Source organism: Arthrobacter bambusae (assembly GCF_022606295.1).
GTDB classification, from domain to species: Bacteria; Actinomycetota; Actinomycetes; order Actinomycetales; family Micrococcaceae; genus Arthrobacter; species Arthrobacter bambusae_A.
In genome coordinates this window covers 228,874-245,156 of the sequence record NZ_JAHHZS010000003.1, presented here as the reverse complement: position 1 = coordinate 245,156, position 16,283 = coordinate 228,874, and the positions used below count along the sequence as shown (strand labels likewise).

Genomic DNA, 16,283 nt, shown 5'->3' with positions numbered 1-16,283 from the left:
AGAATTCAGGAGCCAGCACAATCCGATCGTCCTAGGCGACCGACCAGTTGTCGAAGGTACGGACGTGTCTCGACTCTCACGTTATGAAGACGACGTCTGGGACCTCACGCCCGGGATCCTCGATCACCACAGCACAACGCTGGTCTATCGCTTTGATGTGTTCCCGGAAAATTACCGAGAGTTCGCTAAGCAGTACGTTTGGACACTAATCAACCACGATGCGCCGGTGATGATCCATACATCCGGCACCCCAAGGCTTTCACTACAGTCGATCTGTACCTCGCGCGCGGCCCTCAACCGCGTCCTCACCTGGTTCGACACCGTTGGCATCACTGATCTTCGTTCCGTACGTGAGTCCGACTATGACAGGCTCCTCGCATGGCTCCTCACATCGAATCTGAAACGTGATGTCGCAGGCGATGTCCTCCTCGCCGTGCGGCGGCTATGGAGCTATCGGGAGCTCCTAGACCCGCCCTTCCAGCTGCCTCCTTCCGTACCTTGGTACGGCGCAACGAACCAAGACCTGTTGGGGAGATCGAAGACAGGTCCGGAAAATCGCACTCCCCGAATTGCCGATGCCACAATTCAACCCCTCGTTGTGTGGGCAGCGAGATTCGTCACGGATTTCGCTAGCGACATTATCGCCGCCTACAGGGAATGGCGCTTATACAGCCATGGAGCAAACGCCCAGCCCAGGGGACCCTTGCCTGTGACCGGAAGCCGGCAAGAGCGCGTGGTTCAGGCACTCGAGGCTCTCCGCAACGCCGGACGCGGACTTCCCTCAACCACCGTAAATGGCACCCCCGCTATCAACTGGGCCCATCTTGGGCGCCTGGCGCAGGCCCGCGGTCATTCCATCGAGCTGCGGGATAAACCACTGATTCAGCGCTCTGGGCTGAAACTGGATCACAGCACCTATGTGCTCGCGAAGTCAGACTGCCAGATTGAAGGGGTGAAGTGGAAACCGAACGGCGTCGAGTACCACGAAGCTCCGCTCCTGGCCGAGAACCTCATGACTGCGGCATTCATTCTAGTTTCGTACCTATCCGGGATGCGTCCAGGTGAGGCGCTCAATCTGCGGCGAGGCTGCGTAGAATACAGCGAGAATACGGAACTATGGCTGGTCACCGGGCGCCACTTCAAAGGCGTTCGTGACTTGTCCGGCGTCCTTGATCCGGCCGGGGCAATCCGCCAGCAGCCCTGGACAGTGCACGAGCTAGTGGCCGAGGCCATCCAAGTACTCGAGCAATTGCACGACGAACCACTTCTCTTCTCGCGCAACGTGATGCACAAGTCGCGTCCCGACATCGCACGCGCTGGTAGCGCAATCACCACAGCCCAAGTGACGGCCGCCATTGGTCGATTCGCCGCATGGGTTAATCGCTTCTGCAAGACAAGGGGACGGCTCGACATAATTCCGGCCGACTCGCGCGGAACGATCAATCCCAGCCGATTCCGCAGAACTCTCGCTTGGCACATTGTCAGGCGACCCAGAGGGCTGGTCGCAGCGGCAATCCAATACGGACATGTCTGGGTCCAGATGACTCAAGGCTACGCGGGCTCCCTACAGTCGGGGTTTGCCGACGAGATTGCCTTCGAAAGGTGGTTGACCAGGATGGACGAGTTCAAGGCAGCCGAGGAGTACCTCGATTCAGGTGGACGCCTGAGCGGGCCTGCAGCATCAGCCTTCGAGTCCCGGACCCGCGCCGCGAATCATCGATTCGCCGGACGTACGGTTGCTACCCTGCGTCAAGCGCAGCGGCTACTTGATGATGCTTCCATGCAGATCTTCGCGGGCCGAGGGATGCACTGCGTCTTCGACAAGTCGAAGTCGCTGTGCGCGCGGGGCCAGAAGCATCCGAGCCTCACCAAGTGTCAGGAAGGCTGCCAGAATCTTGTGCGCACTGACGCTGATGTGGATGAGCTCCGAGAAGACCTTCGAAACATCAAGGAAATCCGGGCAATGGACGATCTTGCCCCGCCGGTCAGGTGGGCCCGACTCGATGCCGTATCTGAACAGCTCCAGACAGCGATCGCCGCACACGAAGGGATGCTGGCGTGAACGCGCGCGAGGCGGCAAGAGACGCCCTGCTCGCTGCCGCCGAACAATTACTGAATGGCGACGTACCAGGACCCATGACAGGCCTACGACTGGCAGTCGTCGCCGGAGTCAAGCGCCATCGTCTCACGCACGACAACCCGGACATCGCCAAATCCTTCCAGGACCGGGCTCGCCAGCTGAACAGGCATAAGCCCGAAGTGGAGAGACTCCAGGATGAACTGGCCAAAAGGAAGGCCCGAAACACGGCCCTCTTCACGGAAAACCAAGAACTGAAAGACCGCGTCGAAGCCTACGCCACTCGCATCGATGAGCTCGTCACCGAGCGAGCACTACTGCTCGAAGCATTGGAGGGCGCCTCCAATGTGGCCAGCATCCGAGCAGGGATACTCTAGGTGGCGTTGCGTGCGGCAGTCTGAGAACGGCTTTCGCAAGCGTTTTAGGACCGGATTCTCAGCGGCATGACCTCTGGCCTCCGGCCCTCCGCCCATTGGACAAGAACGGTGTTCCCGCCCCATGAGCCCTCGTGGGCGAGGACGTGAGCAGCCGTGAGGGTGCCGTCGCCCCAGACAAGCTCTTGACTCTTGCGCTGGTGCCAGTGTCCGGAAAACAGCAGGGCGGGTTGCAGCACCTCGACCGTTCTCTGGAGCAGTCCTCGGGTGCGATCTGCAGCAGCGACGATCTCTGGGGGCAATGAGAGCCCCGTGAGTCCACGGAAGCTCGCCGGGGCGTCGTGCGTCAGAAGCACGTCAACTGGAGCCGATGCGATGAGCTCTTCGGCTTCAGCTGGTGTCGGTTCCTCCAGGGCGGCCCAAAGGTCTTTGCCCTCGGTCCGCCACCGCCGGTCAACACTGTATGCGCCTCCTAGGCCCCCAATGCGGACGCCATGGCGCTCGATTACAGTCCCCCGTGGCACGTAGCTCATCGAATCCGACAGCCTCCTAGTCCCGTCAGGGAGGGCTTTAAGCGCGCGGAGTTCATCGTGGTTGTCGTGGTTGCCGTCGATGAACAGGAATTCAATGTCGGCATCGTCGAGCAGCTGACCGAGTCGCTTGTCGAAACGGCCCTTCATGGGGCCCGGCCACCGAACGGCTAGGTCACCGACGTGAAGTAGCAGGTGTACGTCCTCGCTCTTTAGCGTTCGGACTACGGCTCGGGCGATGCTGAGATCGCCGTGCCAGTCGCCGGCCACGGCGAACCGGAAGGCGTTCACTCTGCGAGCCTTCTCATGACGCACACCAGGGCGGTCATTCCGATCGTCTCATTTCCATCGCCCCTGAGGTCGAGGCGGAAGATCCTCCGACGCCCGAGCCGAAGTTGGATGTTTCCGAGTAGGGTCACAGTCTCCTTGTCACGTCGCGGGGATACCGCCTCCCATTCGCCCACAGTTTCGCACCGGGAGGGGCGGCCGAGTGAGCTGGACTCGGGTCCGATGTCGAGGACGCATGCCGAAGCTGAAGCGGATATTACTAAGTATCCGTCGTGGTCAAGGTCGGTTTCAGGGTCCACCAGCCCGGAGTTGACGCACCGGGCGCTAGTGGGCCTTTTTGCGTTCTCGTACTGTGAAGGCTTCGTCATGCGGCCCGGCTGGTCGGAGCCGCTTCGATTTGCCGGGATGCGGAGGGGAACTCTACGGCTAGGTAAACGAGCCTTTCCTCCTGCACGTAGCGGTAGCGCAGGTCCATCGTTTCGTCGACGTAATGCGGCATGCAGTTGAGGAAGGTGCGGAGATCGCGGATGGTGACTGAGTTCGAAAGGTCGAGTCTGACCTGTACTGCCAAGGGTGATACTCCTCGTTTGAAAGGTGATTTAGGTCCCATGTCCAACTAGTTGGACAGACAACAATGTCCCATCTTAGTGACATTGAACGATGCCCGTTCCCCGCAAGTCCTCCCCCGAGCAGCTAGAGCTTTGGAGTACGCGTCGCAAAGCGGTGGGAGCTCGGATACGAGAATTGCGATTGGAACGAAGTCTGACGCAGGAGGAGCTCGGAAACGCCGCAGGAATGGATCGGAAGACCGTGCTGTACATCGACCTGGGCCAGAGGAGTCTGGGCTATGAACGCCTCTGGGACATCTCTGCGGTGCTTGGCGTTGACATCGTCGATCTCTTTGTTCCACCTGAAACCATGCCCCAGAGAATCATTTATCGGGGTGGCCGACGTCGGCACAGAGACCGGAACATAAATTCTCGACAGTCGACGCCCGAGCCGTAGCGAGGAGCAGACGTGGGACTGGCCGTTGGGGCTGCACGGGCAGTAGAGCTGGCCAGCTGGAGCAGGGCGAGCCCGTGACCCCATCAGAACGAACCTGCTCAGGTGGTGAGCAGGCGCGAAGCGGGGCCCCCGCCTAAGCTGGTCTCGTGAACTTACTTAGCGCCGTGAGCAGCATCGACGTGGTCATCCAAGCGGAGGCCGTCGAGTGGTGGCAGGTTGTGGCTGCCCTCACACCACTCGCGGCGTTGCTGCTTCCTGTGTTTGTGGTGCTCAGGTTGTGCAAATCGACGACAGCGCCTGCGGCTGAATCGGAAAGGCATGCCGAATGGTGGAGCAGAGCTGAATGGGCCATGGACATGGCTTTGGACCACAATCCGGAACGACAGAAAGTCGGACTCGCGGTATTGAACCAGCTCAGTTCAGACCGCTTAGTGGGCAAAGAGGATGCCCACATTGTCGCCGAGGCCAGGGCGTTGCTAAACAAGCCTTGACCACCTACGCCCGGCAGACATCGAGCGTAGGACCTCAACTCGTTGGTTCTTATGGATGACCAGCGCCGAGGCAGATGAGGCCGGAGTCAAACGGGAAGGGAACCTCTTCCCGGCGCAACTCGGGGCGGACTCGGCGATAGCGCCAGGCCACGCCCGAATGATTGTCCGTTGTGCACCCAGTGCACCTCTGCACTGCGGACTCTCGAGGGCCACCTGCTCAGACGACAAATCCTATGAGTCCGTTTCTCTGGTGAACTGGACCCAGGGATTCAACAAAGCCTGCAACCAAGCACGCGCTGATAGCGATGCGCTATCGAGGAAACGTGCCGGTTGACGCTCTCTACACGAACAATCGACCCCATGTGTCCGCACTACTCGTGCTTGCAGCAGGATACGCCTCGCGCCAGTCGCACCACCGCTCACCGGGACCACACCCGCCGCACCGCCGGCTGCTGCCCGGGGAGCGGGTCCGCCGCGCGATGAAAGCGGTGACCGGTCGGTTGAGGATCGGTGGAGGCCAACCGTTATTAGTAGGCAAGCTTGTCCTCTACTAGAAGCATGAACACGCGTACTCCTCCAACAGCGCCTGAACCGATCAATCGCCCTCGTGCCCCCGTGATAGGTTCGGCCGGATAGGTTCATCGCTAGTGAGCTGCATGACAAGTTCCGTGGTTAGCCAGCCGTCTACAGGATTGACCGCAGCTTTGACGAGTGGAAAATTTAGCAACGTTCTGATGGCGAGTGGCCACATTTCTGTCGCAAGAATCAGGGAGGAAAGGCGTTCGGCGTCTTTGATGTTGCCAGCCTCCGCCAGGGCAAGTGCGATTTTCGCCAGCGCTTCCGTCCGGCTGTGCTCGTCGTGAATGGTGCCAGCGAGGTGCTCAGCCTCACTGGCGATTCGTTCGGCGCCGTTGGTATTGCCGGCCCGCCCCAGCGCGAGTGCGATTTTCGCCAGCGCTTCCGTCCGGCTGTGCTCGTCGTGAATGGTGCCGGCGAGGTGCTCAGCCTCACTGGCGATTCGTTCGGCGTCGATGGTATTGCCAGCCCGCGCCAGCGCGAGTGCGATTTTCGCCAGCGCTTCCGTCCGCCTGTGCTCGTCGTGAATGGTGCCGGCGAGGCGCTCAGCCTCACCGGTTTTGCCAGCTGCCGCGAAAGCGGCAGCGACTCGGGCCAAAGCGGACGTCCTGGTGTGCTCGTCATTTATGCTTTTGGCGATGCGTTCGGCCTCACTGAGGATGCGCCAGGCCTCACTCGTTTTGGCAGCAGCCGCCAAGGTGGAGGCGACGCTGGCCAATGCCAACAGCCGAGCGTAGTCATTGGTGATGGTGTCGGCAATGCGTTCGGCATCGCCGAGGATGCGCCACGCCTCACTCGTGTTCCCGGCGGTCACCAATACAAAGGCGACGCCGTCCAACACCAGCGAGCGTCGAAATTCGTCGGTGATGGTACCGGCGATGCGTTCAGCCTCACCGATGTTGCCGGTAGCCGCCACAGCCCCTGCGACGCTGGCCATCACCGACGCTCGGTTTGACGCGTCGATGATGGGGTCGGCGATGCGTACGGCCTCACCGGCTATGCGTTCGGCTTCACTAATGTTGCCTGCATCCGCGAGGGCGCGTGCGATACGAGCCAAAGCCAACGCCCGGTAGTGCTCGTCGGCAATGGTATCGGCGATATGCTCAGCCACACTGGTGTTGCCGGCAGCGGACAGAGCCCCTGTCATACCAACCAAAGCCGACGCCCGGCGCAATTGTCCGGCGATGGTGCCGGCTATGCGTTCGGTCTCACCGGCTATGCGTTCGGCTTCACTATTGTTGCCTGCATCCGCGAGGGCGCGTGCGATACGAGCCAAAGCCGATGCCCGATAATGCTTGTCGTCGATGGTATCCGCGATGTGCTCAGCCGCACTGGTGTTGCCTGCATCCGCCAGAGCACCCGCGACCTGCGTGAACGTCGATGCCCGACTGGACCCGTCCGAAATCATGCCGGCAACGCTTTCGGCCTCAGCGATTATGCGCGCCGCCTCACCCGAACTATGTGCAGCCGCGAAGCCCCCTGCAATCTCGGCTAAAGCCACGGCCCGCTGGGACTCGTCGCCGATGGTGCCGGCGATGCGTTCCGCCTCACCCATGTCGCCTGCTGCCATATGGGCGCGGGCGACCTCTGTCAGAACCATAGCCAAGCGGAACTCGTCCATGGAGTCGATGAGGAGTTCGGCCTCACCGGCAATGTGTTCGGCCTCACTGGCTATGCGTTGGGCCTCACCGGTCTTGCCAACAACCGCCAGACGAGCCGCGAGCCGCGCCAACGCCGAAGCCCGGTGGAACCCGCTCGAAATGGTCCGGGCAATGCGTTCGGCTTCAACAGTGTTGCCGTCAGACGCCAAGTCACCTGCGATACTGTCCAACACCGACACCCGATCGGACTCTTCGGTGATTATCCGCGCGATCTGTTCGGCCTCACCGATGTTGCCAGCAGTCACCAGAACGCGGGCGACCTCGGTCAACAGCCAGTTCCGGCCGAAGCCATCCGTGATGCTGTCCGCGATACGTCCGGCCTCACTGGCGATGCGTTCGGCCTCGCCCCTGTTGCCAACAGCCGCCAGAGCACGGGCGACCTCGGTCAACAGCCGGGCCCGGTGCAAGTCACCCGTGATGCCGCCCGCGACACTTCCGGCCTCACCGGCGATGCGTTCAGCCTCAACGGTCTCGCCAGCAACCGCCAAAGATCTTGCAACATGAGCCAAAGTCAGAAGCCGCCGGAATTCGCCTGTTATGGTGCCGGCAATGCGTTCAGCCTCGCCGGTCTTGCCAACAGTCGCTAAAGCCTGTGCCACTTGGGCCAGCACGTCCGTCCGGTGATCCTCATCAGAGATGCCACCGGCAATGCGTTCGGCCTCGCCGATGTTTTCATTTACCGCCAGAGCAGCCGCCACCTGGGCCAAGGCGGAAGCCCGCCAGGCCCCATCTAGAATGGTGCTGGCAATGCGTTCGGCCTCGCCGAAATTTCCGCTATCTAGAAGAATCTGTACGACCGCGGCCAGCGCCTCGGTCTGGCTTAGGGCGGGCATGCTGTGGGCGAGAACTTCCGCCCGGTGAACATTGCCCAACATGGCCCATACAGCAGGGATGCCAGGCGGAAGCTCCTCATACCTCTCTTGAAGCCGATCCCGTTCGAAGGCAAGGAGGACAAGGGTGCCGAGGTTGGGGGACCCGGAGCGCGCAAGAAGTCCTGCCGCCTGTCGGATCTCGCTGAGGGTCTGATCATATGCACCGCGACGCGCAAACAGCCAGCGGCGACGCCCACGGTCTAGGGCATATGTCGCAAGTTGGATTGAGTGTTCGGTGGACGCAAGTAATCTCGGGTATCCGGACTCAAGGAAGTGGGGTGTGTCGCTACTCCAGCCACGACGGTAATGTTCCTCGGCCCACCGGTGAAGCGTCTCGGCATGGATGTTGATTAAGGTGGAGCCGAACTCGTCCATTACGGTTTTGGGCAACGTCTGGTGTGCCCACTCCCATGGCACGTCTCTCGTCACGGCAACGCCACCGCCGACGCCCTCCCCGGCGCGAATGCGTCGGCGTACGGTCCTACGCAGTCCGCTCTGCAGCCGCGTATGTATTGCCGTAACGGTGACAGTTGGGTCATTGCCTGGAAGGTGGTTGACTAGTTCGGCGAGCTCGGCCGCGGTGAGCTCGTCTTCTGCAACATGCAAGAAAGCCAGGACTGATCTTGCAACCCTATCCGATTCGGTTGCTGCTCTCCGGATCTCACGGGCTGCCTCGTCACGGATGTCCGACGCATGCTGTGACCTGGATAGCTGCACCGGCATAGTTGCGCGCAAAGGATGACGCTCGTCCCGCGCGCTTTTCATAACGTGCTCGTATGGTCGAGTTGTCACGATGACGTGAAGGTCCGGGATGTTCCGTGGGAGCAGTTCGGTGATCGAAGTACCGGAGGCGGGACGCGGTGCGAAGGCGTCATCCTCGTCCAGGGCGTCAACGGCCAGGACCAAACGTCGCCCGTTGTCATGGGCGACCGCTGCAGCGCGGTCTAATAAATCAAAGTAACGGCCCGCGGCTGCGCCGGGTACGGTCACGTTCACCGCTTGATCAGGTCCCTCCAAATAGGCCTCGAGTTGATTGGTCAGCGAAATGAGGTAGTCATCAGCCGTTCGGGCGTGAGCGTCATTGCCATTAATAAAGAAAGAGACGATGTCGGAATTAGCGGGAGGTTCGGCAACGAACGTGGCCAGCAATGCGCTCTTACCCGCCCACTCATCGCCGTGCCACACGAAATAGCCAGCAGCCGGATCGGCTGAAAACACGGCCATCTGCATAAGTTCCGGACCTCGATCCCTTAGCCCGCCTTCCGGAATGTTCTCAAGGATGGTCCGAGCCTGCCGAAGGTGTGCCTTGAGGACGGCGCGAGCTCCTGCAGTTTTTGATACGTCGATCATCGGTCCAAATAGTGCCTCGCAAGTCGATGCTGTAACACTGCCTGGCCTCGTCGGAGCGGGAATCCGCATGTCCCGCGTTACACGGTCCAGGCGTTGCCCGACGAGAACAGTGGGGTGGTTCGGGTCAGGATCTTGTGTAATCACCCCGATCAAGTGTCCGTCGGTAAAAATAGCGGCACCAGACAGACCCATGAAAACCGACATGCCAGGCTGGCCTGTGCCGGGCTTGGGGAAGTGACGCGGGGCCAGGTGCATCGTGAGTGTGCCGTCCCCAAAACCGGTCCCGCTGCTGATCTCGCCGTCGAACTGCCTATCCCGCCTGTACTTCTCGACAGCTGGCCCTAGGTCGCCATGTTCGGGCGCCCAGCCTTCCTGGGGCCTTCGCTGCAGCTCTAGCTCCGGGTAACCAAGGACGACCGCGGGTAGCACGCGGGCCTCCGATCCGACCGTGCCCCACACGGGGGCCGGTCCAAGCAAGTGCCGGAATGGTCGGTCAACGGTCAGAACGACAATGTCACCGCCTAACCGCAAAACTCGTGCCGCCGGGACTGTTCGATCGGCGGCCCAGTGCGACTGCACCCGCACGTCGTCGCCTGCAAGGCTGTCCGCATCAGAACCTGCAATCAGTGGGCCAAGGACGTGCGCTGCAGTTAGCACCAAGGAATCCGTGAGTAAATAGCCCGACCCGATCCGGAGCGGACCGCTTGGATCTTTGACCCACACCTGAACCACACGACGGACATCCATGCCCATTCTTTACCCTGCCAATGCGGGCCGCATCAGCTCGCCGACTGTCGAGCCGGTGGGTCTTCGGGGGGAGAAATCGCCGGCGGGCGTTCTCCCGCCGCCGCTTGGCCGGCGATCATCAACGGTTTGGAGGGATCCCGCCTGTCCCGGGGAGTAAAGGAAAACCTGATCCGCTGTGTGTCGGTCCTTGTCCGACCTGCCTCCATTTCGGCGTTCAGCACCCAGAACTTTGCAGAGACCTTTCCGTGGAGTTGTACGATTTCAATCTCGGTTGTCAGCTCTACCTCCACTTCGCCGGCTTCGAACCCCACCGTGTCGTACTGGCCCTCTTGCCAAGCTTTCGTGATTTCCGACCGCAATGATGCCACCATATTGCTCAACTCGATCCGGTCAGCACACATAAAGCCTCCAAACCAATCCATTCATGGTCAATGATGACATCATCAAAGCAGCGTCCCATCGAGCAGTCCATAGGTAGCGTCCACCTAAGTTCTAGCGGCGTGGAAGCCCACCGGAGTCAATTGGCCCATAACGCCCAGGGTGGGCGGCGCGCCGCCAAGGGTTCTTCAGAGCGCCGTCGCTATGGTGGCTCCATGACGACACTGACGCTTGGCGGTCTCAACGTTTCCTACGATCTGGCCGAACGGTGGGCTGGGGAATACCTCGTCGAAAATCCCGGGCGGTCAGGCTACCCAGCATATGACTCCTACCCAGGATCCTGCACCGACGAAATCGGCCGACAGGATCTGCTCGCCATCGTCCTATTGAACGTGTCGGACAAGCCGGTCCCGACCTATTACGCACTCGAGTCGCTCATCGAGCCGCTCAACGCCCTGTTGGCCATCCCCGACATCAAGGGAAACCTGGAGGACGCTAGCCCGGCGACACTGGATGCTGTGGCCAGACTTTTCAGCGTTCTGGACAAGGACCGACCCAACGGGGTCCGAATGACCAAGGTTTCCAAGGTCATCGCCAGGAAGCGCCCGGGGCTTATCCCGGTCTTTGACCGATTCGTGCGTCACTGCTATACCGGATGCGTCAATGCTCCGGTACCTCCAGTGAACGGCCGATCATGGGAGGCGTACAGCCGCATCTGGCTCGAAGCGGTTCAGAAAGACTTAGTGAACCAGCTGCCCCAATGGCGGGCTCTCGCTGCAATTGCCCCCGGACCGGAGATCTCGCCGCTACGGGCCTTGGACATAATTGCTTGGAGAGCCGGCCAGCGTGGTTTGGGGGAAAGTGACATCCCCGTCGAATCTGACTAAGACTTCACCGCCACTAGCTCCTGCTGATGTCCGCATTGGAGATGCAGACACAGCAGGTTGAAAACTCTCTGGTCGAGTTGTAGATGGGACCTTCCAAGCTGGCTGACAGGCTGCTCGAGGAAGATCGTGACCGAGGGCACACGCCGCCCGGGATTCCAGTTCCTCCCCGCCGTCCAGCTCGACCCTGCCGTGGTGTCCCTGTTCCGGCACGCGATGGAAATGAAGATCCCGCACAACTACTTCACCGCCTGAATGATCACGCCTATGGCCGGCTTGGCGGGGCCCGGCCCAGGGACTCAGGCCAATGACCTGACGGCCGCTCAGGACTGATCCTGTCTGCTTGCTCGGTCAGACGGAAATGCCTTGTGATGAACGCAGGTGATACTCACGTCAGTCATGGCTGCCCAACCCTATTACGGAGGTAAGTGACCCCGAAGGCGCGAACCTGGCGGAACTCCTGACGGCTGGTGCCGAAGTCGAACCAGCCGCTGTCGGACTTCTGGAAGATGTCGAGGCCGCGGCCGAGGTTGATGCGCCAGCCGGTGTCGGTTCGCATCCATCGGTCGTGGCCGCCGGGATCCTTCGCCACGTTGACCTTGATGCCTTGCTGAGCGGCTCCCTGAACGATGTCGTTGAGCATGCGGAGTTGCTTCATCTGGTGTTCGGGGTCTTCGTCGAGCACCGTGAACAGGTTGACGGTGATCTCGTCTGCCGGGTCCTTTGCTGCGGCGATGAGTGCGAGCAGTTCGACGAGATTGCGGCCTTGGTGATTCATCCGGATGTACGGGTCGTGTAGTTCGATCTCTGTTGCGTTTCGCAGGTACGGCATGAGGAGCGTCTCGTAGGAGATGCCGCGCTGGTTCTCCACGAAGTCCCGTTGTCCTTGGAACAGTTCCGCCTCAACGGGACCGGCTGCGGGGGCCGAGGGTGCCGCCGCGACGGAGGCCACCGACACTTCAGTCTCGGCCGATGTCTCACCGGTGGATGCCGCCGAACGGGGTCGATGGTAGTGCGTTGGGTATTCGTCTTCCTCAAGAGTCGTTACTGCTGACCAGCCACCGCCAAGTGAATCGTAGCCGAAGTTCACTGCCGTCATGGTGGCGTCGATCCGGAGGATCTGGTCCTTGACGCGCTTGCGCCCTTCGATTGCGAAGCGCAGTACCTCTTCGACCTCTGCGGTGGTCGCCTGGTCATGCGGGTAGAGCAGCTTCATCAACCCAGAGAATGTCTTGTGTATGCCGTCGCGATCACGTGTCGAGATGTCGGACCCGAGTGTGAAGTGCTTGTGGTAGCGGTCGGAGTAGTCGACATTGCGCATCGACCTGAGGACCTCGGCGATGTAGTCAACGACGAACCCATATCCAGTCGAGAACATCTCGCTCCGGATCGTGTCGACTTCCCACCCGGGGATGTAGAAGTGCAACCGGTCGAGGTAGGCGGGGTCGTGATAGCTCTCGGGCAACTCGTCAAACAGGTCGGAGTGCTTGAGCATGTACGGCACGGTATGGGAAGTATTGCCGACGAAAACCATTGATGCCTCAGCGCCAAGCGTCTCCACACCGCGGGAGAACGACTTGTTCGCCATGTAGTTCTTCATGATGTCGACCAGCGCCTTATCCGTACGCTTCTTCTTCCCCGCAAACTCATCGAAGGCCACGACGTCCCAGTATCCGACGAGGCCGAGGCGGCTGTTAGCGTTGTTCACGAACAGCTTCGGCACGGTCACCTCTCCACCCGAGATGAGCATGCCGTGCGGTGAGAACTCCGAATAGATGTGCGACTTGCCGGTGCCCTTGGGGCCCAGCTCAACGAGGTTGTAGTTGCGCTCCACGAACGGGATCAGACGCACCAACTGCAGCAGCTTCCCGCGACGACCAAACATTTCGGGGTTGAAGCCGATCGACTGGATCAGCAGGTCAATCCACTCATCGGTCGTGAACTTCGTGCGTGCGCCGAGATACTCGTCGAAGTCGAAGTTCGACATCTGAATCGGCTTCAGTGAACCAAGGATCCATGGTGAGACTCGCGCGTCCTCCGCGTGGAAATATTCGACGTCGCACAGGCACCATACGCCTCCGACAAGCATCTTCTGGTGGGCGATCACCGTGGCTGAATCCACGACCACGCTGCTGATGCCGAGGTTCGCGAACGAGGCGTGGTAGACGTCGTCCTTCTCGTTGAGGGTGACGCTGACCTTGTCGATGATCCGGTAACGCCCGCGCTCTTTGATCTTCGACTTCACCAGCTCGGACTCGTTACGGTGCACGTAGTGCTGGGCGAGGATGTCGCGGACCTTGTCTATGCCGGCCTCGATCGTGGCCTCGTCGTCGGACGCTGCGTACTGGCCGAGCAGATACTCCAGCACGTACGAGGGCACGATCGCATTGCCCTTGACCGCCTTGACGAGGTCTTTCCGAACCACGGCCCCGGCGAAGTGTTCGTTGATCTTGCGATCCAGCTCGCTCGGCGCGACACGCTCGGAGGTTTCGGCGTCGAAGGTGTCCTCGATCGGCGCCACCATGGTCAGGTCGATATTCTCGCTCAAGAGTGCTCCTTAGAAGTCGAAGTCCGTGGTGAAGGAGCGCTTGAGCGTGTAGGGCGCGCTCTTGTACTTCTTCCACTCGCCGGTTTCACCGATCGGCTCGGAGAGCCGGAACTCCACGCTCTGGTTGTTCGCCAAATCAGCCTCCTTACTCAGCAGCAGACGGACAGTCTGGAACCGATCACGCCCTTCAGCGCTCTCGGCATCGAATAGCAGCTCAGGTTCGTTGGAGATTAGCTGATCACCGAAATATAGACCCGCACGCAGCTTCCTCGCGATGCGCTGATCGGTGACTTCGCTCTGCTGATAGAGCTTGACCACGATCTGACCAGTGGTGATCTTGTCGGACTCCGGGTGAATGTCGACATTCACAGGCTCGACGGTGTCGGAACGTCCCTTGTTGATCGAGATGACCGGAACCACGATCTCCTGCAGCGAGGCACCCCCGTGGACGAACTGGAACCCGGCACCCGGCTTGACGATCCGGCAGATCGAGTTTGGGATCTGCACCTCCAGATCGCCCGATAGCCCGAGCTGCTCGGGTAGGAACCGGCGGAATGCATCGTCTTCCTTCAACCCGCGGCCGAGAACATAGCGGCGATTCTCGACCACGACCTTGTCGCCTTGGGGCTTCACGGTCAGATTGAATTGCGGCGCGAGCTTCGACTCCTGATACAGGAAGCCGTGGTCCGCGGTGACGAAGATATTCGTCGCGTTTGCACTTGCCAGCTTCTTCACGATGTCGACGAGTTCATCGATCGCATCAGCCGCAGCCTTGAACGTGCGGTGTTCCGACACCGCCTTGTCACCGGTCGCGTCGATGGTGTCGTGATAGACGTACAGCACCTGATGCGCCGCGTAGAGATCACGCCGCTCCGCAGGCTTCATCTTCAGGAAATCTGTCGCCTGGATTGCGGTGCCACCGACGGACGCGAGGATCTTCGAGCGGTTCGCCGTGCCATTCGAAACCTGGCCGTCAACGAGCACCGGGTCACCGTTCTCGGAGTGCGCGAGTGTCTTGTGTGGGAGCAGCGACGCCATCCCTAGCTGGGTGTAACTGGGCAATACGCCGAGAATGGCCTCGATCTTGGCGTCGTACTTGTTCTCTCTGCGGATCTTGGAAGTCAGCTCATCGGCGACTTCGTAGCGCAGCGCGTCAGAGATGACGACGACGGCCTTCTTGCGCCCACCTCGCACGTGTGGGGCGATGTAGTGGTCGTAGAAAGAACTCTGCGGGGTAATCGCGAGCGTCTTCCACGTCTCGACTTGGTCGACCTGCTGTTGCCAGCTGATCCCGAGCTTGGAGAGGAAATCGGTGACGTAGGCATTCTCCACTTGCTCGTTCAGCGCTTCCAACGGTTGCGTGAACTCGGCGGTCTGCGACGCAAGCGTGTATTGCCGGTAGAGCTGGTCGATGCGGAAGAGATCGTCGCGATAACGGCTAAATCCGTCTTCGAAACTCGACACATCGATCCGGGCAGAACGGATGGCCGCGATCAGCTCGGCCGCCGCCCCAAGCGCCACGTAGAGCGTGGCGTAGTCGTCGAACCAGACGCTGTCGCGGCGACGGGTGCGGATCGTGTCTGCGATGTCGCGCAATGAGATCGTCTGGGAGGCAATGCCGTCGATCAGACGCCGGATGATCTCCTTCTCGCCCGCGTCGAAGATGTCTGTGGCCACGAGTTCAGCAAGCGACGCGTCGGTAGCCTGCTCGACGTAGTCCAAGTCAGTTTCGGCCTGACGCGCGAGCTTCTTCAGCGCGGCGAGGCTCTGGCGGTCGTTGCGGAAGCTACGGAAATCGATCTCAATATTGCGCGCCGCGTTCGAGGTCGTGGCTCTAAACCCGCCCCGGGCTTGCTGGAACAGCCACAACACGAACCCTGCCAAGCTCGGCGTCTGGGAGTCATAGCCGTAGATCTTCGCAGCGCCGGACCAATGGAAGTCTGCGAGCCTCTGCGTGACGAGAGCCTCGTAGCCAGCACAGTCGCCTTCGGCGTGCTGCACCAGTAGCGTCCGAGTCAGCTCAGAGAAGCTGTGCTCCTTCTGTCCGAGCACGACCGCGCACATCTTCGCCTGGACCTTGGCGAGATCATCGTCGACGCGCAACAACGCTGCAAGCTTCGAAACCAGCTTCGCGTCGCCAAAGAATGTCTCATGCCCTGCGATCAGCTCATCGGATCCGGCCGCGTTGAGGCCGAGGTCTGCCCGCAGGAGCGCGCCTCGATCTGCGGTGAAGACGCCGTAGGCGAGTTCGAGATCGAGCAGCCAGTTGCCCGCTCCCTCGGCAACAGGACCGCTGCGATAGATCAGAAACTTTGTGCTGGGCTCGTCGCGCAGCACGCGGTGTTTGACCCCGAATTCGTCGTTCCGGACACGTAACACGGCCACGCCGTTCGGCGCGTGAGCGTCGACGTCAGGGGCGTAACTGCTGTCGGGATCGTGCCACACCACCAGGCGGTGTTGCTCGAATCGTGCCGCGAGGTGGTCTGAGATCGAAGACGCCAT

Annotated in this window: 11 protein-coding genes and 1 pseudogene; 6 read left to right on the top strand and 6 right to left on the bottom strand. The window is 60.8% G+C overall.

Annotated features, from left to right (window positions below):
• Together KNN17_RS03660 and KNN17_RS03655 are read left to right on the top strand one after the other, a co-directional pair.
• Window positions 1–2,062: pseudogene (locus KNN17_RS03660) on the top strand (hypothetical protein); the annotation flags it as partial.
• Window positions 2,059–2,454 (top strand): hypothetical protein, encoded by a 396-nt coding sequence (locus KNN17_RS03655; RefSeq protein ID WP_241707521.1) that lies wholly within the window; start codon window positions 2,059–2,061, stop codon window positions 2,452–2,454. The pseudogene KNN17_RS03660 and the gene KNN17_RS03655, both read left to right, overlap by 4 nt.
• 44 nt (window positions 2,455–2,498) lie before the next feature.
• On the opposite strand, the gene KNN17_RS03650 is transcribed toward KNN17_RS03655, so the two are convergent.
• Together KNN17_RS03650 and KNN17_RS03645 are read right to left on the bottom strand one after the other, a co-directional pair.
• Window positions 2,499–3,272 (bottom strand): metallophosphoesterase family protein, encoded by a 774-nt coding sequence (locus tag KNN17_RS03650; protein WP_241707520.1) that lies wholly within the window; start codon window positions 3,270–3,272, stop codon window positions 2,499–2,501.
• A 361-nt stretch (window positions 3,273–3,633) separates the two neighbouring features.
• Window positions 3,634–3,840, bottom strand: a complete 207-nt coding sequence (locus KNN17_RS03645; RefSeq protein ID WP_241707519.1) for a hypothetical protein — start codon at window positions 3,838–3,840, stop codon at window positions 3,634–3,636.
• An 89-nt stretch (window positions 3,841–3,929) separates the two neighbouring features.
• Here KNN17_RS03645 and KNN17_RS22610 point away from each other — a divergent pair, with 89 nt between their 5' ends.
• Window positions 3,930–4,274 (top strand): helix-turn-helix domain-containing protein, encoded by a 345-nt coding sequence (locus tag KNN17_RS22610; RefSeq protein WP_372489620.1) that lies wholly within the window; start codon window positions 3,930–3,932, stop codon window positions 4,272–4,274.
• A 146-nt stretch (window positions 4,275–4,420) separates the two neighbouring features.
• The gene (locus KNN17_RS03640; protein ID WP_241707518.1) at window positions 4,421–4,765 is read left to right on the top strand and encodes a hypothetical protein; all 345 of its coding nucleotides are present in this window, start codon (window positions 4,421–4,423) and stop codon (window positions 4,763–4,765) included.
• Window positions 4,766–5,360: 595 nt separating this feature from the next.
• Here KNN17_RS03640 and KNN17_RS03635 read toward each other — a convergent pair.
• Together KNN17_RS03635 and KNN17_RS03630 are read right to left on the bottom strand one after the other, a co-directional pair.
• Entirely contained in the window at window positions 5,361–9,224 is a 3,864-nt protein-coding gene (locus KNN17_RS03635) for a hypothetical protein (protein ID WP_241707517.1), read from the bottom strand.
• 779 nt (window positions 9,225–10,003) lie between these two features.
• The gene (locus KNN17_RS03630) at window positions 10,004–10,393 is read right to left on the bottom strand and encodes a trypco2 family protein (protein ID WP_241707516.1); all 390 of its coding nucleotides are present in this window, start codon (window positions 10,391–10,393) and stop codon (window positions 10,004–10,006) included.
• A 171-nt stretch (window positions 10,394–10,564) separates the two neighbouring features.
• Between KNN17_RS03630 and KNN17_RS03625 the strand changes: the two genes are divergently transcribed.
• The gene (locus tag KNN17_RS03625; protein WP_241707515.1) at window positions 10,565–11,236 is read left to right on the top strand and encodes a DUF6308 family protein; all 672 of its coding nucleotides are present in this window, start codon (window positions 10,565–10,567) and stop codon (window positions 11,234–11,236) included.
• A 126-nt stretch (window positions 11,237–11,362) separates the two neighbouring features.
• Window positions 11,363–11,488 carry a hypothetical protein gene (locus tag KNN17_RS22375; protein WP_274619642.1) on the top strand — a complete coding sequence of 42 codons (126 nt, stop codon included), beginning with the start codon at window positions 11,363–11,365 and terminating at the stop codon, window positions 11,486–11,488.
• 142 nt (window positions 11,489–11,630) lie between these two features.
• On the opposite strand, the gene brxL is transcribed toward KNN17_RS22375, so the two are convergent.
• Both brxL and pglZ read right to left on the bottom strand, forming a co-directional pair.
• The gene (gene brxL / locus KNN17_RS03620) at window positions 11,631–13,781 is read right to left on the bottom strand and encodes a BREX system Lon protease-like protein BrxL (RefSeq protein WP_308196771.1); all 2,151 of its coding nucleotides are present in this window, start codon (window positions 13,779–13,781) and stop codon (window positions 11,631–11,633) included.
• Between the two features lie 9 nt (window positions 13,782–13,790).
• Entirely contained in the window at window positions 13,791–16,283 is a 2,493-nt protein-coding gene (pglZ, locus tag KNN17_RS03615) for a BREX-1 system phosphatase PglZ type A (protein WP_241707514.1), read from the bottom strand.